At 63.7% G+C, this 18,616-nt stretch carries 17 protein-coding genes; 2 read left to right on the top strand and 15 right to left on the bottom strand.

What is annotated here, in order from left to right; all coding sequences use genetic code 11:
- Positions 1-125: 125 nt before the first annotated feature.
- The 14 genes from OC450_RS32565 to rpoZ form a co-directional block, all read right to left on the bottom strand.
- A complete protein-coding gene (locus OC450_RS32565; protein ID WP_262049376.1) occupies positions 126-518 on the bottom strand; it encodes a DUF3551 domain-containing protein in 393 nt (130 codons plus the stop codon).
- A 277-nt stretch (positions 519-795) separates the two neighbouring features.
- Positions 796-2,625, bottom strand: a complete 1,830-nt coding sequence (locus tag OC450_RS32560; RefSeq protein WP_262049375.1) for a sensor histidine kinase — start codon at positions 2,623-2,625, stop codon at positions 796-798.
- Between the two features lie 1,134 nt (positions 2,626-3,759).
- A complete protein-coding gene (locus OC450_RS32555) occupies positions 3,760-5,304 on the bottom strand; it encodes a GMC family oxidoreductase (RefSeq protein WP_262049374.1) in 1,545 nt (514 codons plus the stop codon).
- Between the two features lie 153 nt (positions 5,305-5,457).
- On the bottom strand, positions 5,458-7,716 hold the full coding sequence (parC, locus tag OC450_RS32550; RefSeq protein ID WP_262049373.1) for a DNA topoisomerase IV subunit A: 2,259 nt from the start codon (positions 7,714-7,716) through the stop codon (positions 5,458-5,460).
- Positions 7,717-7,777: 61 nt separating this feature from the next.
- Positions 7,778-8,062 carry a hypothetical protein gene (locus tag OC450_RS32545; protein WP_211385909.1) on the bottom strand — a complete coding sequence of 95 codons (285 nt, stop codon included), beginning with the start codon at positions 8,060-8,062 and terminating at the stop codon, positions 7,778-7,780.
- A 101-nt stretch (positions 8,063-8,163) separates the two neighbouring features.
- Positions 8,164-8,916: a DNA repair protein RecO gene (recO, locus tag OC450_RS32540; RefSeq protein ID WP_211385908.1), complete on the bottom strand. Its 753-nt coding sequence runs from the start codon at positions 8,914-8,916 to the stop codon at positions 8,164-8,166.
- Positions 8,917-9,065: 149 nt separating this feature from the next.
- A complete protein-coding gene (locus OC450_RS32535) occupies positions 9,066-9,446 on the bottom strand; it encodes a hypothetical protein (protein WP_262049372.1) in 381 nt (126 codons plus the stop codon).
- A 21-nt stretch (positions 9,447-9,467) separates the two neighbouring features.
- Entirely contained in the window at positions 9,468-10,394 is a 927-nt protein-coding gene (gene era / locus OC450_RS32530) for a GTPase Era (protein WP_211385906.1), read from the bottom strand.
- Positions 10,384-11,220, bottom strand: coding sequence for a ribonuclease III (gene rnc, locus OC450_RS32525; protein WP_211385905.1), 837 nt, complete (start codon positions 11,218-11,220; stop codon positions 10,384-10,386). Before rnc ends, era begins: the two co-directional genes overlap by 11 nt.
- Positions 11,217-11,981: a signal peptidase I gene (gene lepB / locus OC450_RS32520; protein WP_211385904.1), complete on the bottom strand. Its 765-nt coding sequence runs from the start codon at positions 11,979-11,981 to the stop codon at positions 11,217-11,219. Before lepB ends, rnc begins: the two co-directional genes overlap by 4 nt.
- Positions 11,982-12,229: 248 nt before the next feature.
- Entirely contained in the window at positions 12,230-12,649 is a 420-nt protein-coding gene (gene acpS, locus OC450_RS32515; RefSeq protein ID WP_211385903.1) for a holo-ACP synthase, read from the bottom strand.
- Positions 12,646-13,398, bottom strand: coding sequence for a pyridoxine 5'-phosphate synthase (locus OC450_RS32510; RefSeq protein ID WP_211385902.1), 753 nt, complete (start codon positions 13,396-13,398; stop codon positions 12,646-12,648). The genes acpS and OC450_RS32510 overlap by 4 nt, the downstream gene beginning before the upstream one ends.
- Before the next feature lie 111 nt (positions 13,399-13,509).
- Complete coding sequence (locus OC450_RS32505) at positions 13,510-15,795, bottom strand: RelA/SpoT family protein (RefSeq protein ID WP_211385901.1); 2,286 nt, start codon at positions 15,793-15,795, stop codon at positions 13,510-13,512.
- A gap of 208 nt (positions 15,796-16,003) precedes the next feature.
- The gene (gene rpoZ / locus OC450_RS32500) at positions 16,004-16,396 is read right to left on the bottom strand and encodes a DNA-directed RNA polymerase subunit omega (protein WP_008133017.1); all 393 of its coding nucleotides are present in this window, start codon (positions 16,394-16,396) and stop codon (positions 16,004-16,006) included.
- A 329-nt stretch (positions 16,397-16,725) separates the two neighbouring features.
- Here rpoZ and OC450_RS32495 point away from each other — a divergent pair, with 329 nt between their 5' ends.
- Both OC450_RS32495 and OC450_RS32490 read left to right on the top strand, forming a co-directional pair.
- Complete coding sequence (locus tag OC450_RS32495; protein WP_211385900.1) at positions 16,726-17,370, top strand: NYN domain-containing protein; 645 nt, start codon at positions 16,726-16,728, stop codon at positions 17,368-17,370.
- Positions 17,351-18,025, top strand: coding sequence for a uracil-DNA glycosylase (locus OC450_RS32490; protein WP_262049371.1), 675 nt, complete (start codon positions 17,351-17,353; stop codon positions 18,023-18,025). Before OC450_RS32495 ends, OC450_RS32490 begins: the two co-directional genes overlap by 20 nt.
- A 7-nt stretch (positions 18,026-18,032) precedes the next feature.
- Here the strand turns inward: OC450_RS32490 and OC450_RS32485 are convergent, their stop codons facing one another.
- Positions 18,033-18,614 carry a peroxiredoxin gene (locus OC450_RS32485; protein ID WP_262049370.1) on the bottom strand — a complete coding sequence of 194 codons (582 nt, stop codon included), beginning with the start codon at positions 18,612-18,614 and terminating at the stop codon, positions 18,033-18,035.
- Positions 18,615-18,616 lie beyond the last annotated feature (2 nt).

Raw genomic sequence — 18,616 nt, 5'->3', positions numbered from 1 at the left:
CAATGCCCCCGCAGAAAACGACCCGATGTCGCGAACTTCTGGTTCAGGACACTAGGGCGCATTCATCGCGTGCACTTCGGCCGCCAAAGCCGAATGCGGTCGGGCCGTCGCCTGCAGCACGACTGCTACATGTAACGCCTCACACTCTCGAGAAAGCGTTCTTTTTCGCCGGGCGCGTAACCCTGGCAAGCCCCGTAATAGGCTTCGACGCCATGATTGCACGATCTGGTCTCGGCAGGCGCGCGAGAGCCTGATCCGATTTGGCGATGATATCGCGGATCATTCCGTCTCACCCGGGACTTCGTACCGGCATAGTATGGATTAAGGCTGCACGATTGACCGTTAGCCGCTGCCCGGCATTGGTCCATCGTATGGTAGGCGCATCTATGGTAAGAGGCGCCTCCCCGGGCGACGACGCGCAAGCAGACCGGAAAAGCCGGATCATAGGTCTGAGCCCCGGCGTACCCCGCTGTTAAAACGATGCCCATCGTCAGGATCGTCAAAACCAACTTGCGCATTGGAACTTCCTCGACGTCGCACGAGGCTTCTGCACTTGGACCGTAGGCAGTCTTGATCCAAGTCAATGTTCTCCAAGTCAATGTTCCCGGAATAGGTTCCGTGCAGTGACAGGCCGCGCGCGGCGTCATTTTGCGCCGTGCAAATTCTGAACGGCGAAATGCCTTACATGGGTCGAAGACGGCGGCCGTCGTCCCTTGAGTGGGACGACTTCTGCTCTACCTCTCGCTCGAGACAGGTCGCTGCGGTGTGACAACCAACTCGATGGACCATTAGCGGTCATTCAGGTGCCGTGGCGAGAGTCAGCCTGACGTGAAAGATGGCGCCACCGGTCGGCTTGTTCTCCGCCCACAACTCCCCGCCATGCGCTTCTACAATGGTTCGGGCAATGGACAGGCCCATGCCCATGCCCCGGGGCTTGGTCGTAAAAAACGGCTCAAACACGTTCTTGAGCTTCTCAGTGGGAATGCCGGGACCTACATCTGATACGGAGAGTTCCGCAAAATTGCGGTCACGTTTGGCCGAAATCGCAATTGCGCGTTCAGCAATCGGCATATCAGACATCGCATCCATCGCGTTCGTGATCAAGTTCAAGACGACTTGCTGGAGTTGAATCGGGTCGGCTTTGATGGGCAGCGGCAGCGGATCAATGTGGTTGGTGAGATTGACATTCCGAGCAACAGCCAATGCAGAGAGAAAGTGCACGGTGTCGCGGACAACATCATTTAAATCGATCTGCTTAAGTTCAAATGGCGCTTTCCTAAGCAAACTGCGCAATCGCGCGATGACCTCGCTTGCGCGTTGATCGTCCCGGCGAATATCCGCAAGGATATCTGCGATTTCGTTAAGGTTGGGCGCGCCGGATTTAACAATGATTTCCGCGGTCTCGGTGTTGGTCAATATCGCACCAAGCGGTTGGTTCAGTTCATGCGCAATAGTCGCAGTAAGCTCACCCGCCGTCGAATATCGATTGATATGCGCGAGTTCCGCCGCGCGCTGCTGCGCCTGCACTTCGGCACGCGAACGACGCAGCCGCTCCCTCAGCAAATTAGAAATCAGCACGCCCTGAAGTAAAATGACCGTGGCAATTAAAGCAATTTGCCAACGGTATTGCTCCCACGCGGTCGGACCGCGAAAATCGACTTCACTTCCTTGAGGAAGGCGACCCTCGGCTATCCCCCAACGTTTCATTTCGCGCCAGTCGAATTTCGGAGCTGCAAATGGAAGAGCGGGGATCCTGATTTCGCCTGCCTTTTCACCTCCAAGGATGCGAACCGAGACAGCGGCCGTGGTGCGGCTTGTGTCGCGTATTGCGTTGAACGGTCCCCCAACAACGCCTTGCCCGATAAGTGGCTCGGTATAACCAAAGATGGGTGCATTAGCGACAGCACGTAAACTCTTAAAAGGTTCGTCGCCGTCGTGCACAACACCTGCCGCATCGACATTCATCCCTTCCCAAATGATCGCAGAGTGCGGCGGAAGACGGGAAGCTTCTTTCAATATGTCTGCAAAGGACAAATTGTCCCATATTGTTAGCTCTACGCGGCCCGCTAAAGGTGCCGCTTCCTTTTTGATGAGGTTTGACCAAAACTGCTCGTTGGGTGAAGTGCCGTTGACGACCGCGATATGTCGGGTGTCGGGTAATACCTTTAGGATGTTCGCGATCACCGCCTTGTAGTCGATCTGAATAGGTATGACCGCATCGTCCTGCGTAAGGTCGGAATATCGGATGCGACGCTCCTCGAGAGTGGTCAGGACCATCGGAGTAGAAGCAAATAGCTGGCCGCGGTTTCGTTGCACAAACGCCGCCGCAGGAGCGCCGACACTTATGATCACAGCGGGAGGGTGTTGGGCGAACAGAGCAGCGAGATAGTCGGCGAACGGCTTCTCCGAACTGTTGGTATCGTAGCGAGCCGAGACCACCGATTGGTCTGTAATCGTCAGCGGCCATGGCGATTGACGGTTCAGCTCTTGACGAATGCCTTGAGCATAGTCACTCCAAGGCCTCATCTCGGCGCCGAACGAATGCAACAACAAGACGTGTTTGTTGTCGTCGGCCAAGACGCCGGGACCAGCGGCCATCGCCAGCAGCAAAAGTGCAGAAATCAAAGCCCGTGAAATGCAAGGCATATAGAAAAACAGCCGGCTTAAGGTCGACAGCTAGGCTTGCAAATGTTGCCACCGAACACAAGGCCGATGGGCAAGAGTCGCTCGGTTCGGGTAGGGTCAGTCTCGTCGGCTTGCCCCCGATGTGATGACTTCCGGTCTGACCGAATGAAGCGACCTCGTCAGATCGGACCTGCATGTCTCGAACGGGCCAGAACGCCCGCTTCGGGGCATGAGCCGTCGGTGATGACTTAAGCGGGGGCGACCTTCGCTTTGCCGTCAGTAGCCGCCATTTCTGAGTACGCGCTCGCAACGCAGACGTTCGTCACCTAGGTCTCGCCGTCGACCATTGTCCGTCTGGCAAAACACCGGGACATTTGGATCACTTCTCCTGTCAATCTCCATCTGCGAAAATATTCCACTTTACCGAATTTCGGAATTATCGTACAGACGAGCCACCCTGGCCCGAGACAAGGGGCGGATCGCGATCGTCACGAACCGCGGTCCGGGCAGCGATGGACGCGACGGCGTTGGGCGCGATCGGCGTTACAGGGCGGCTTCGGCCGTGAGCAATCGCCTTCGCGCGTACGACACGACGCTGACAAGCGTCTTGGCATGGCTTCGACGGCGAGCACACGCCAGCCTTCGAAGTCCCAGCGAAGACGTGCGCGGACGGAGAAGTCGTGTGGTCCTGACGCCCGGGGTCTGTGCGTCAAGCCTTGCGGTGACGTGGCGGCCCGACCGGGCACGTGCATCAGCCATCCGCAAGCGCGACGGGGGCATAGTGCATCGCTCCCCGGGGAGAGCGCGAAGGACACCGTTAAAACCATTCGCGCAGGGAAGGCCGGGCGATCCGGCGAGACCTGTGGTCCACCCCGTGTGCATTTCTATGGCGCACGGACCTGCGGGTGCCAGCCGGCGCCCGGCCTTCCCTGCGCCCTTTCCTTGAAGATGGCGCGAAACTGACCGTAAATCTCGGGCACAACATGCCGCGAGAAAGCGACGGCGTGTCTGCTGCTTGACATGTGAATTGGAGAGCGATGCCTCGGCGCTTGCTCCGTCATTGCGAGCATCATGCCATCATCCTTAGGGCGCGCCTCAGGATGATGGTAACGAGTGGGTTTTGGCGCAGTAGCTCTACCGCATCATCATCCGCGCGATCGCCTCGCCGATCACCACCGTCGTGAAGTGGGTGTTGGCGCGGCAATCCGACGGCATGATCGAGGCGTCGGCGACACGCAGGCCGGAGATTCCCTTCACGGTGCCATCCGGGTTGACCACGCCGTCGGCGTCGTTGACGCCGCTCATCCGACAGCTGCCGGCGGCATGCTGGATGTCGCCGGTCTCGCGGCGCAGCAGCGCGTCGAGCTCGTGGTCCGGCAACGCTGCAGCCTGCGGCAATGTCAGTTCGGTGTCGGTGAGCCGGATCCAGTCGGCGATGCCTGAAAGCGCCGGCTGGGAGGTGATCACGGCCAGGCGCTTCACTGCATCCATCATGCGCAGCATGTCGCGGGGATCGGCCAGCATGTTTTCCTCGACAACAGGATCGATCGTCGGATCGGCCGAGGCCAATTTTAGCGTTCCACGCGAATATGCATTGAACAGACCCGCGCCGATCGCTCCGGGCACGCCGATGCCGCGGTGATTGAAGGCGATCAGGATCATGTCGCGCTTGCCGCCGTCGGCGAGGCCCGACGAATAGGTCACGCAGCAATTGGTGTGGCGGGGGTCGGGATCGGTGGGCCGCAGATTTTCGTGGAGTTGGATCGTGGCGCGAAACAGCGGATGGTCGAAGAAATGGCGGCCGACCGGCAGGTCGCGCTCGACCGCGATCCCCATCGCCTTCAACTCGTCGGCCGGTCCAATGCCCGAGCGCAGCAGGATAGCGGGGCTGTGGATGGCACCGGCGCACAGCACGATCTGGCGCGCGCTGATCTCGCTCGTGCCCTGGCCCTCGACGTGAACACGAAGGCCGGTCGCCCGGCCGTCGCTGATCAGCACGCGATCGACCAGCGCGCGCCCGCGGATCTCCAGATTGGCGCGCCCGCGCGCGGGCTCCAGATACCCCTCATTGGTCGTGATGCGGCGGCTGTCTCGGCTGTTGATGGGATAGCACGCCACCCCCTCGCCATCAGGACCGTTGAGGTCGTCGCACCAGGGATAGCCGCTCGCCAGTGCGGCATCGCGCAAGCCCCGATCGATCGGGCCCCACTTCTCAGGCGGCGCGCGGTAAACTGGCAGCGGGCCGCCGCGGCCATGGCCGGCAGCGTCGCCGAACTCAAAATCGTCCTCGATCACCGAGAATAGCGGCATCACTTCCCTGGCCGACCAGCCGGTGCAGCCATTGGCAGCCCATTCGTCGAACGCGTCGGCGACGCCGCGGATCGCGATCTGGCCGTTCATCATCGACGAGCCGCCGAGACCCTTGCCGCGCCAGTAGAAGCGCGGCTCCTGCCCGGCCACGCGGCGCGTCAGAAGATCAGGCCACTGCCACTTCTCCTGGTATTCGCGCTTGTGGATGATCGGGATCGGATTCGGCGTCCTGACCTCCCAGGGCGCCTCGTCGGCACGCCAGTCAAGGCCCGCTTCGAGCAGCAGGACACGCCTTGCGGAATCTTCCGAGAGCCGCGCCGCAACAGCGGCGCCGGCGGAGCCGCCGCCGACAACAATGACATCGTACATCGCGTTACTTCTCGACGTTCCAGAAAACCGGGATGGCGGACGGTATCAGACCGCGCAAGGTGGCGGAATGCAAATTGGAGAGCGACGCTCTCTCCTCGCGTCATTGCGTTGTGGAGGCAGTTGCACGCTGCTTCCACAACGTCACGGCCGCCCCTACCCGATCACCCGGCCGAACTTGTTCGACTTCGGGAATCCCTTGGGCGGCAAGCGGCCGGCGTCGGCGCGGGTGCCTTGCCACTCGGCCAGCTCCTTCATGGTCGCCGAGAATTCGCGGCCCGCGGAGTCCTTCCAGGTCAGGCCAGCCTTGGCCTCGAACACGGCAACGTCCGACAGGCCGCCGTCCTTGTACTTCTGCAGGCGGACGCCGCGGCCGCGGGCCATCTCCGGCACCTGGTCGAGGGGGAAGACCAGCATCTTGCGATTCTCGCCGATGACCGCGACGGTGTCGCCGAGCACCTCGGTGACCGTGCGCGCCTCGTTCGGCATGTCCACGTTGAGGACCTGCTTGCCCTTCTTGGTGGTGCCGACGCAATCGTCCTCGTTGACGACGAAGCCCTGGCCCTCGTGGCTCGCGACCAGGAATTTGCGGCCGCCCTTGTTGACGAACAGCGCGACGGGCGCCGCCTCCTGCTCCATGTCGATGAACAGGCGGATCGGCTCACCGTGACCGCGTCCGCCCGGCAGCTTCGCGACGTCGAGCGAGTAGAACTTGCCGTTGGTGGCGAACAGCAGCAGCTTCGAGGTGGTCTCGGCGAAGAAGGCAAAGCCGAGCTTGTCGTCCTGCTTGAAGGCAAGGCCCGAGAGATCCTCGACATGGCCCTTCATGGTGCGGATCCAGCCCTTGTCGGAGACGACGACCGTCACCGGCTCGCGCTCGACGAAGGCCTCCTCGATCGCGGCGAGATCGTGCTCGGGCGCGTCCGCGAAGGTGGTCCGGCGCTTGCCGAGCGGCGTCTTCGGCCCGAACATGTCGCGGACCTTGCCGACCTGCTCGCTGACCTTCCTCCACTGCTCGGGCTCGGACGCCAGGATTGCGTTGATGCCCTTCAGCTCGTTGCGGAGGTTCTTGTCCTCGGTGCGGATCTCCATCTCTTCCAGCTTGCGCAAGCTACGCAGCCGCATGTTGAGGATGGCTTCGGCCTGCACGTCGGTGAGCTTGAACGCCTTGATCAGCGCCGGCTTCGGCTCGTCCACGGTGCGGATGATCCTGATCACCTCGTCGAGGTTCAGATAGGCGATCAGAAGGCCGCCGAGAACTTCCAGCCGGTGCTCGATCTGCGCCTTGCGATAATTGGTGCGGCGGATCAGCACGTCGCGCAGATGGTCGAGCCATTCACGCAGGCACTCCGCGAGTCCCACCACCTTGGGCACGCGGCCCTTCAGCAGCACGTTGAGGTTCAGCGGAATCTTGTTTTCGAGCTCGGTCAACCGGAACAACGATTCCATCATCAGGGCAGGATCGACGTTCTTCGACTTCGGCTCGATCACGAGACGGACGTCTTCGGCCGACTCGTCCCTGACATCGCCGACCAGCGGCAGCTTCTTCTGGTCCAGCAACTCGGCGATCTTCTCGACCAGGCGCGACTTCTGCACCAGAAAGGGGATCTCGGTGACGACGACGACCCAGGTGCTGCGGGCGCCCTCCTCCTGCTCCCATCTGGCGCGGACTCGGAACGAGCCGCGGCCGGTGGTGTAGGCTTCGGCGATCGCCTGCTTGGAATCGACGATGATGCCGCCGGTCGGGAAATCCGGACCCTTGACCCACTTCAACAACGCCCTGGATTTGGCGTCGGGCTTCTCGATCAGATGCAGTGCGGCGTCACAGAGCTCGGCGGCGTTGTGCGGCGGGATCGAGGTCGCCATGCCGACCGCGATGCCCTGCGCACCGTTGGCGAGCAGGTTCGGGAAGCCGCCCGGCAGAACCACCGGCTCCTTGGACTGGCCATCGTAATTGGGACGGAACTCGACACCGTCCTCGTCGATGCCGTCGAGCAGAAGCCGCGCGACATCGGTCATGCGCGCTTCGGTGTAGCGGTAGGCGGCGGGATTATCGCCGTCGATATTGCCGAAATTGCCCTGGCCGTCGACCAGCGGATAGCGCGAGGAGAAATCCTGCGCGAGGCGCACCATGGCGTCGTAGATCGCCTGGTCGCCATGCGGATGGAACGAGCCCATCACGTCGCCGACGATCTTGGCGGACTTCTTGAAGGCCGTGCCGGGGTCGAGCCTGAGCAGACGCATGCCGTAGAGGATGCGCCGGTGCACCGGCTTGAGGCCGTCGCGCGCGTCGGGCAGCGCGCGGTGCATGATGGTGGACAGCGCGTAAGCAAGATAGCGCTCTTCCAGCGCCTCACGCAGCGGCACATCGTGAATTTCGGCCGGGTCTTCCGGCGGAATCAATCGTTTTCCCATGCCGCCCGGTTAAACCGTGGAAGCGAATCGGGCAAGGATCGATTGGTTCCCGGTGGGCGGCCTACTGGCCGGCCCAGCCGGCGGTGAAAGTCTGGGTGGGTTGCGCGTTTTTGGCCTGCGTGGTGGCCGGGGCATTGGTCACGCAACGCCGGGCGGTCTCGATCTCGGCCTCGGTTGCCCCCTTGGATCGCGCCCATGCCTCTGCTGCTGCAGCGGAATATTTGGCCACATAGAATCTGACGACGGTGCAGGAGGCGCGACGAAACACGCCCGGCTGCTCGCCAGCGAGCGCTTCCGGCGCCAGCGCGACAAGCGCTGCCGATACGATAAGTCCCTTGATCAGCATCAGGTTATCCCCGGGTTGGAACCCCAAAAGGCAAGTCAGGGAAACCCGATTTCGTTCCACGGCGGGCTGGCCTATTGCGACAATGCAGAACTGCGACAGGCTCATGGCGCCGGAATGGCCGCCTTCGCCTGCTGCCGCGTCAGCGCGTTGATGAAGCCGGCCCGGGCGTCGGAATGGCCTTGCCCGCGCGGCTCCAGCACGTGGCGCAGCAGGAACAGGCCGGTCAGTCGAAAGCCGTCCTGGAGATCCTCGTCAGTGAGGTCACTCTGCATCTCGCCCTGGCGCAGGAACGGCGGCAGCCGCAACAGCCGGTCGCGCCATGGCTCGCCGGCGCCGCGCGACACCGCGCCGCCGGATTTGGGCGAGACGTAGATCAGGTCCGTGGTCTCCCCGGTCACCGCACAGTTCTCCAGCGCCAGCCCGAAGCCGAGCTCGGCGAGCATCGCCAGCTCGAAATGGATCACGTGGACGGCCGCGCTGCCGATGTCGTCGAAATCGTCGAGCGAATGTTCGAGCAGCGCAAATATCTCCCCGTGCGGATCGCGCTCCGGGAGCAGCCGCGCGATCGAGGCCAGATGAGTGATGCCGTAGACGCCGTGGGACGATCCCAGCAGCGCCGCCGCGCGCAGCTTGAGGCCCTCGATGGCATAGGTCCCGAGATGCTCGTCGAGCCGCGCCCGCCACACCACGCTGACGCTGTTGCCGGGCTGCAGCAGCGGCCGCATCCGCGAGCCGGCGCCACCGCGGACGAGACCGAGATGCCGGCCATGCGCGCGGGTCAGCAGCTCGACGATGGCGCTGGACTCGCCATGCCGCCGCACGCCCAGCACGATGCCTTCGTCGGTCCATTCCATGGGGTGGATTCTACCGCATTTCACGCGTCCGTAGGGTGGGCAAAGCGAAGCGTGCCCAGCAATTTTGATCCGAACGGCGCGCTGGCAGTTGCGGTGGGCACGGCGCGCGAGTGCGCGCTTTTGCCCATCCTAAGGCACCGCGCGGACGCTCACGCGTTGAACCAGCCCTGCGCGTCGCCGCGGAACGAGAAATACAGGCCCATCGCCGTCAGCACGCAGGAAACGATCTCGATGGCGCTGTCGAGCTCCATGCCCTTCTCGCCGATGATCTGGCCGAGCGAGATCACCGACAGCACGAGCGCTGCCGCCAGCACCCAGCGCGGCCAGTTCTTGCGCCAGCGCGCGGCCAGCCAGACGAAATAGACCAGCAGCAGGATCATGCCCCCGGCGAGCAGCGACGACGTCATGATCATCTGCTCGGTCATCTCGGCATTGGGCGTGCGGTCCTGCACCGCCACCGACAAGGCATCCAGCATCAACGATGCATAGAGCAACGCTTCGAAGCGCCGGACGTTGCTGGGCACGCTCATCGGATACCGATCTTTTCTTGGTTATTCTTTGGGAAATTCCAGGCCCATCTCGCGGTAGCGATCGGGATCGTCGCCCCAGTTCTCGCGGACCTTGACGAACAGGAACAGGTGCACCGGCACGCCCAGGATCTCGCCGATCTCCTTGCGCGAGTCCGCGCCGATCGACTTGATGGTGGCGCCGCCCGCGCCGAGCACGATCTTGCGCTGGCTCTCGCGCTCGACGAAGATCGTCTGCTCGATGCGCACCGATTTGTCCTTGCGCTCCTCCCACTTGTCGGTCTCGACGGTGGATTGGTAGGGCAATTCCTGGTGCAGCTTGCGATAGATCTTTTCGCGCGTGATCTCGGCCGCAAGCTGCCGCATCGGCGCGTCCGACATCTGGTCCTCGGGGTAGAGGAACGGGCCCGGCGGCACCATCTCGGCGAGCGTATGCCTGAGATCGTCGACGCCGTCGCCCGAGATCGCCGCAATCATGAAGGTTTTCACGAACGGCATGCGCTCGTTGGCGGCCTGCGCCAGCGCCAGCAGCTTTTCGCGCTGGACCAGGTCGACCTTGTTGATGACCAGGATCTTCTCGTGCTTGACGCTCGCCGCCTTGGTGAGGATCGCCTCGGCCTCCTCGTCGATGCCGGCCTTGGCATCCAGCAGCACGCAGACGAGGTCGGCGTCATGGGCCCCGCTCCAGGCGGTCGAGACCATGGCGCGGTCGAGCCGGCGCTTGGGCAGGAAGATGCCGGGCGTGTCGACCAGGATGATCTGCGCGTTGTTCTCGATCACGATGCCGCGGATCAGCGCGCGCGTGGTCTGCACCTTGCGCGAGACGATCGTGACCTTGGCCCCGACAAGCGCGTTGACCAGCGTGGATTTGCCGACGTTCGGCGCGCCGATCAGCGCGACGAAGCCGCAGCGCGTCGCAGTGGGCGCCTCGCCGCTTGCTTCAACCGTCATTGCTGCCGCCGACGCCTTCGCGTTCGATCATCACCGAAGCTGCCACCTTCTCTGCCGCGCGCTTGCTGCCGCCGATGCCTTCAGCCGGAGCGAGACCCGGCAGGTCGACGGCGACGCGGAATTGCGGATCGTGATGCGGGCCGGTGCGCTCGACCTCGCGGTAGACCGGCGTCGGCAGCCCCTTGCCCTGCGCCCATTCCTGCAGCACGGTCTTGGGATCGCGCAAGGGACGGCGCGGCTTGTGCATGCGCTCGGTCCAGTTGCGCTTGACGAATTCGGACGCCGCCTCGTAGCCGCCATCGAGGAAGACGGCGCCGATCACGGCTTCGCAGATGTCGCCGAGCACGCTCTTGCGCAGGCGCGCATCGGCGCTGGGCCCGACCGAACCGAGCTTGACGTCGTCGAGCAGACCGAGCGACTTGGCAACGTCGGCGCAGCTTTCCTTGCGCACAAGTTCGGCAAGTCGCTTGGACAACTCGCCTTCGTCCGCGTTCGGGAAGGCGTGATAGAGCATGTCGGAGACGACCAGCCCGAGCACATGGTCGCCGAGAAATTCCAGCCGCTGGTAGCTGTCGCCGCGCTTTCGCCCGGACTTCAGGGCCGAGACATGCGTGATCGCCTGCATCAGGAGATTCGGATCGGCAAAGCTGTGGCCGATGCGCGCCTCAAGCGCCGCGTTCGCGTCCGTGGCCTTGGCCTTGCTGCTCCGCGCCCGCTTCTTCTTCGCGGGCATCTTGGTCGCAAGTGCCTTGGTCGCAGCTTCGCCGTCCGGGCCCGCTTGCGCCTCGGTCGGTTGGGTCGCGATGTCCTTGGCCTCGTCTTTCATCGGACGATTTTGAAGAAGCGGTTCCAGCGCACCGCCCACGGCCAGCGCCAGAACATCCAGGCATGCTCGCCTTCGGCGATGGAGAAGAAGATCATCTGGGCCCGCCCGATCAGATTCTCCTGCGGCACGTAGCCGACCTGGCCGAGGAAGCGGCTGTCGGTGGAGTTGTCGCGGTTGTCGCCCATCATGAAGAAGTGGCCGGTCGGCACGGTGTAGACGTTGGTGTTGTCCACATAGCCATTGTCGGCGCAGTCCAGCGTCTCATAGGACACGCCGTTCGGCAGCGTCTCCTTCCAGCGCTTCACCCGGGAGACGCCGCCGCCTTCGGCGCCGCAGGGATCCTCGCCGACAAACTCGCTCATGCGCTGCCGCTCGACCGGCGTGTCGTTGATGTAGAGCAGCCCGTCCCGCATCTGGATGCGGTCGCCGGGAAGCCCGATCACGCGCTTGATGTAGTCGGTGGAATCGTCCTTCGGCAGGCGAAACACGACGATGTCGCCGCGATTCGGGTCCGAGCCCCAGATCCGCCCCGAGAACAGCGGCGGCGAGAACGGGATCGAGTAGTGGCTGTAGCCGTAGGAATATTTCGAGACGAACAGATAGTCGCCGACCAGCAGCGTCGCCTTCATCGAGCCGGATGGGATGTTGAAGGGCTGAAACAGGAAGGTGCGGATCACCAGCGCGATCAGGAGAGCGTGGATCACGACCCGGATCGTTTCGCCGACGCCGCTTTCAGTTTTTGTTCCCGAAGTCACGCTCATTGCTCTCTCAATTCCGGCCGGCGGTCATAGAGCGCCCTCCTCCCGCGAACAGCCCATCGGTTCGCGGCCCAAGGAGATTGTCCTGATTCTGATAATGAGGGCCAATTCCGGCGTAAAGCCGAATTCGCCCAGCCTGATTTGCGTCCGCGGACTTTTAGACGGTTGTCGGAGGCCACGCAATCGATGAACACATCAAAAGCGCGTAAGCGACTGATGTATAACGAGAATTATAAAATATTCAGAAACCGTCAGGGTTTGGCCTGCGGAACGGCCGAAATGACGACGAAAGCCTGGGCCAACGGCCAGTCGTCGGTGATCGACAGGTCGATCCGGGGCTCGAACCCCTCCGGCGTCAGGGCCTGGAGCCGGGCCAGCGCCCCGCCCGTCAATTGCATGGTCGGCCGTCCTCCCGGCAGGTTGACCACCCCCATGTCGCGCCACCACACGCCGCGCCTTATGCCGGTGCCGAGCGCCTTGGAGCAGGCCTCCTTGGCTGCGAAGCGCTTGGCGTAGGTCGCCACGACCATCTTCTCGTTCTTGGCGCGCCGCTCCGCCTTGGCCCGCTCGGCGGCGGTGAAGATGCGATCGAGGAAGCGCTCGCCATGGCGCTCCATCACCTTGGCGACGCGCGTGATATCGATGAGATCAGAACCGATGCCGATGATCATGCCCGGCTCCGGCCGCGGTCCATCGCCGCGCGCATGCTGCGCACCGTTTCGGCGAGACCGACGAACAACGCTTCGCCGATCATGTAGTAGCCGATGTTGAGCTCCATGATCTCCGGCAGTGCCGCGATGGTCTCCGCCGTCGCGTAGTCGAGCCCGTGCCCAGCGTGCACTTCCAGCCCGGCGGCCTTCGCCAGCTTCACGCCCGCCACGATCCGCTTCCACTCCACATCTGCCTTGTCGCTGTGGCCGTCGACCACGGCGTCGCACCAGGCGCCGGTGTGGATCTCGATCACGGGCGCGCGCAGCCGCGCCGCCATCTCGATCTGGGCGGGATCGGCGGCGATGAACAGCGAGACGCGGATGCCGGCATCGTTCAGCCGCGCGATATAGGGCGCCAGCGCATTGTGCTGGCCGACCACATCGAGCCCGCCTTCGGTCGTCACCTCCTGCCTGCGCTCCGGCACCAGGCACACGGCGTGCGGCTTGGTGGCGAGCGAGATGCGCATCATGTCGTCGGTCGCCGCCATCTCGAAATTGAGCGGCTTGGCGATCCCGGCCTTCAGCCGCGCCATGTCCTCGTCGCGGATGTGCCGGCGATCTTCGCGCAAATGGGCCGTGATGCCGTCGGCGCCGGCCTCGATCGCCAGCAGCGCCGCGCGCACCGGATCGGGATTGCGGCCGGCGCGCGCGTTGCGCAGGGTCGCGACATGGTCGACATTGACGCCGAGGCGGAGCGGAGGTGCAGGCATTTCAGGACTCACGACGGTGACATTTCTCAACTTGTCATGCGCGGGCTCGACCCGCGCATCCATCCTCTTCGAAGAGACGGGTTGCCGGGTCAAGCCCGGCAACGACGAGCCTCATCCATTAACACGTTCGACGCGGGCGACGACCGCCTTCGCACGCAGTTGGGCCAGGATCGCGCTCAAATGCTTGAGATCGTAGACTTCGAGATCGATCGTCGTCTCCGTGAAGTCCGGTGAGCGGCGCTGCATGCTGATGTTGTCGATGTTGCCGTCGTGCTCGGCGATCACGGTCGCGATCTGCGCCAGCGCGCCGGGCTCGTTGACGTTCTCGACCTTGATGCGGGCGGGGAAACGCTGCGGCGCGGAGTCCTCGATGTCCCAGCGCACGTCGAGCCAGCGCTCAGGCTCCTCCTCGAAATCCTTCAGGGCCGGCGCCTGGATCGGGTAGATGGTGATGCCCTCGCCCGGCGTCACGATGCCGACGATGCGGTCGCCGGGCACGGCGCCGCCGTTCGGCGCGAACTTCACCGGCAGGTCGGAATTGATGCCGCGGATCGGGATCGCGACCGGACTGCGGGGCGGCTCGGACGACTTTTCCTTGAGCTTGGCGGCGAGCCCCTTCTTGATGCCGTAGCGCGCGATGCGCTCTTCCTTGTAATCGGGATACATTGCGCGCGCGACGTGGGAGGCCTTGATCTCGCCGCGCCCCACGGCCGCCATGACGTCCTCGATCGAGGTCCGGGCGAGCCGCGGCAGCGCGCCCTTGAGCTTGTCGTCGGCGTATTCGATCTTGGCGCGCTCGAACAGGCGCTCGACGATGCGCCGGCCGAGGCCGACATATTGATCGCGCACGGCCGTGCGCGTGGCGCGGCGGATCGCGGCGCGCGCCTTGCCGGTGACCGCCAGCGTTTCCCAGGCCGACGGCGGCGCCGATTGCGCCTCCGAGGTCAGCACCTCGACCTCGTCGCCGTTCTGGAGCTCCGAGGACAGCGGTGCGAACTTGCCGTTGATCTTGCAGCCCACCGCGCTGTTGCCGACGTCGGTATGCACGGCATAGGCGAAGTCGATTACGTTGGCATGGCGCGGCAGCGCGATCAGCTTGCCCTTCGGGGTGAAGCAGAACACCTGGTCGTGGAACAGCTCGAGCTTGGTGTGCTCGAGGAATTCCTCGGGGTTCGCACTCTCGGAGAGAATGCCGATGGTGTGGCGCAGCCAGGCAAACGCATTGGACTCGCGCTTGAGGAATTCGGTCGGCGAGCCCACGCCTTCCTTGTAGAAGACATGCGCGGCGATGCCGCGCTCGGCGATCTGGTCCATCGCCTCGGTGCGGATCTGGAGCTCGACGCGCTGGTTGCCCGGACCGATCACCGTGGTGTGGATCGAACGATAGTCGTTCTGCTTCGGCGTCGAGATGTAGTCCTTGAAGCGTCCCGGCACGACCGGCCAGGTGGTGTGGACGATGCCGAGCGCGCGATAGCAGGCCTCGATGTCGTTGACGACGACGCGGAAGCCGAAGATGTCGGACAATTGCTCGAAGCCGACCGACTTGCGCTCCATCTTGGTCCAGATCGAGAATGGCTTCTTGCGGCGGCCATAGACCCGCGCCCCGAGGCCCCGGTGGCGCAGATTGTTGGAGAGCTGGTCCTCGATTTCCCCGATCAGGTTGCGGTTGCGCTCGGCGAGTGCGTCGAGCCGCTGCATCACCACCGAATAGGCTTCGGGATCGAGCGTGCGGAAGGACAGGTCCTCCAGCTCCTCGCGCATCTCCTGCATGCCCATGCGCCCCGCCAGCGGCGCATAGATGTCGAGCGTCTCCTCGGCGATGCGCCGTCGCGATTCCGTCGGCACGAAGTCCAGCGTGCGCATGTTGTGCAGGCGGTCGGCGAGCTTCACCAGAAGCACGCGGACGTCGTCGGCAATGGCCAGCAACAATTTGCGAAGATTCTCGGCCTGCTTGGCCTCCCGCGACACCAGCTCCAGCCGCTTCAGCTTGGTCAGGCCCTCGACCAGGGCGCCGATCTCGGGCCCGAAGATCTGGTCGATCTCGGCCCGCGTCGCTTCGGTGTCCTCGATCGTGTCGTGCAGCAGCGCAGCCACGATGGTGGCGTCGTCGAGCTTCAAGTCGGTGAGAATCGCCGCCACTTCGAGCGGGTGGGAGAAATACGGGTCGCCCGAGGCGCGCGTCTGCGAGCCATGCGCCTTCATGGCGTAGACATAGGCGCGGTTCAGCAGGTCTTCGTTGGTGTTGGGATTGTAGGACCTGACGCGCTCGACGAGGTCGTATTGACGCATCATGCGCGCGCGAGGCTTTGCCGGGCGCGCCACCGGCGCAGTCGGGGCCACGGCAACCGATTCGGTTGCGGCCTGCATCTGCGATGGTGTGCGGCGCCGATATACCATGCCGTCCTGCCTTCAAACGGGCCACGAGACCGCCCGTTGTATACATCTTAGCTCCGATCGCGCGCGTGTCCGATCAAATCAGTGACAGGGCGAGGCGCGAACTGACAACGCTATGGTAACCACGAAAACGCCAACAAAAGCAAAGGCCCGAACAACGGTTCGGGCCCTTGATAAGATCACAAGAAGTCGACGATCGCGACGGGACGATTTACTCGTCCTCCTCGGGCTGCTCCTCGGGCGGCGCGAGGCCTTCGAGACCCTTCAGGAGCTCCTCTTCCGTCATGCGCTCAACGGCAACTTCGGTATCATCCGCATCCACGCTCGCACCCGCGGAGCCGATCAGCGGCACAGTGTCCGGCTCGGGCTCGTCGACCTCGACGAACTTCTGGAGCGAATGCACCAGCTCCTCGCGGAGATCCTCCGGCGAAATGGTCGTGTCGGCAATTTCACGCAAAGACACAACAGGGTTCTTGTCGTTATCGCGGTCAACCGTTAGTTGTGAACCAGACGAAATCATGCGGGCACGGTGGGCGGCCAGCAGGACCAGGTCAAACCTGTTGTCGACCTTGTCGATACAATCTTCTACGGTGACGCGAGCCATGGACTGTCGCTCCGTTGTGGGTGGGACGAAATATGTGGATGATTGGGGCTAGTTATAGGGGCCGGGATGGTTTCGCAAGGCCAATTTGTGATTTGGCCTCGCCAAACGGCTCTGATACCTCCACATTAGGGCTGGGATGGGTGGTTTCCCGGGCTGCCATCGAGGGCGGCCCCGGGTGTATGCAAGTCCGCCATAACTATACCTTGATTGCCCCGACTTCTCCGGATTTGCGGTTTCGACGGGTTTCGGCGGGACTTTAGAAGTGCGCGGCCTGCGGCCGCCGCGCCAACAATAAACGATCAATCACGAACTCTACGCGAGCAAACTGAATGTCACCTTCCACCACCGACAAGATCGCGCTCTTCATCGATGGAGCCAATCTCTACGCGACGGCGAAAACTCTCGGCTTCGACATCGACTACAAGCGCCTGCTGAAGGAGTTTCAGAGCCGCGGGACGCTGCTTCGGGCGTTCTACTACACCGCCATCATCGAGGATCAGGAATACTCCTCGATCCGCCCCCTGATCGACTGGCTCGACTACAACGGCTACACCGTGGTCACCAAGGCGACCAAGGAGTTCATCGACGCCTCCGGTCGCCGCAAGGTGAAGGGCAACATGGACATCGAGCTCGCCGTGGACGCCATGGAGCTCGCCGAGCACATCGACCAGATGGTGCTGTTCTCGGGTGACGGCGACTTCCGCTCCCTGGTCGAGGCCGTTCAGCGCCGCGGCGTGCGGGTCACCGTGATTTCCACGATCGCCAGCCAGCCGCCGATGATCGCCGACGAGCTGCGCCGTCAGGCCGACGTCTTCACCGACCTCGTGGAGCTTCAGTCCAAGCTCGGCCGCGACCCGTCCGAACGCCCTGCCCCGCGTGACCGCGGCGAACGCGAGGCGCGCCACCACGCCCCGCAGTTCCTCCAGCGCGCGACCACCATGGCGCCGAGGGGCGATGACGACTTCGAGGAGTGAGGCGGCTCGGTCAAGCCGCCAGCCTCTCACCGTCGTCCCCGACCGCGATTGTCCGCTCTGCCCGCGCCTGGTCGCCTTTCGCGAGGCGAATCGCGCGCGCGAGCCGTTGTGGCACAATGCGCCGGTTGCGCCTTTCGGCGACATCAAGGCGCGCCTCCTGATCGTCGGCCTCGCGCCGGGGATGCAGGGCGCCAACCGCACCGGCCGTCCCTTCACCGGCGACTATGCCGGTGACCTGCTCTACGCCACGCTGCTCGAATACGGTTTCGCCAAGGGCAAATATCAGGCGCGGCCCGATGACGGGCTGAAGCTGGTCGACTGCCGGATCGCCAACGCGGTGCATTGCGTTCCGCCGCAGAACAAGCCGCTGCCCGCCGAGATCAACACCTGCCGCCAGTTTCTCGCGGCGAATCTCGCGACGATGCCGAACCTGCGCGCGATCGTCGCGCTCGGGCGGATTGCGCACGATACCGTGCTCAAGCCGCTGAATCTGAAGGGCTCGCAAGCCCCGTTCGGCCACGGCGCTGTGCATCAGGCCGGCGCGTTCAGGCTCTACGACAGCTATCACTGCTCTCGCTACAACACCAATACCGGGGTGCTGACGGCGGACATGTTCCGCTCCGTCTTCGCGAAGGTGAAGGCCGAGCTCGACTAGTTTTGGGCTAGGCCTTGGCGGGATTGGCCTTCAGCCAGTCCAGCACGTCCCCGGCGTTCCGATCGGGCGGAAACACCGGATAGAACACATGGGTGACCTTGGCATCGTCGATGATCAGCGCGAGGCGCTTGATCAGCGTCAGGCCTGCGACCGCCATGGTCGGTAAATTGAGGGCACGCGTGAACGCCAGCTTCTCGTCCGACAGCACCGGGAACGGCAAATGCAGCCGCGAGGCCATCTCGGTCTGGTACGCGTTGCTCTGGGTCGATAGGCCGAACACGTGGGAGGCGCCGGCCGCCTTCAGCTCGGCGAAAAGATCGCGGAACGCGCAAGTCTGCGGGGTGCACCCGCGCGCGCCGGGAATCATGTCCCAGTCGTCGACCAGTGCAATCTTGCCGGGCTCGCCGGTGCGGGGATAGGCGAACACCACGGTCCGGCCACGCAGCGCCGACAGCGCGACCGACGTGTCGTCCGTGGCGAGCAGGCTGATCGGCGGCAGCGTCATGCCTTTCAGGTGCGAGGCGCCGCCGTCGTCCGCGGGGGCGGGAATCTGGGTCCAATCGACCTCGAGCAGGTTTCTCTGGGTCATCT

Origin of the sequence: Bradyrhizobium sp. Bra78 (assembly GCF_024519855.1) — a bacterium.
Classification (GTDB): Bacteria; Pseudomonadota; Alphaproteobacteria; order Rhizobiales; family Xanthobacteraceae; genus Bradyrhizobium; species Bradyrhizobium japonicum_G.
The sequence above is the reverse complement of the archived record's forward strand: the minus strand, read 5'-3'. Positions and strand labels throughout refer to the sequence as shown.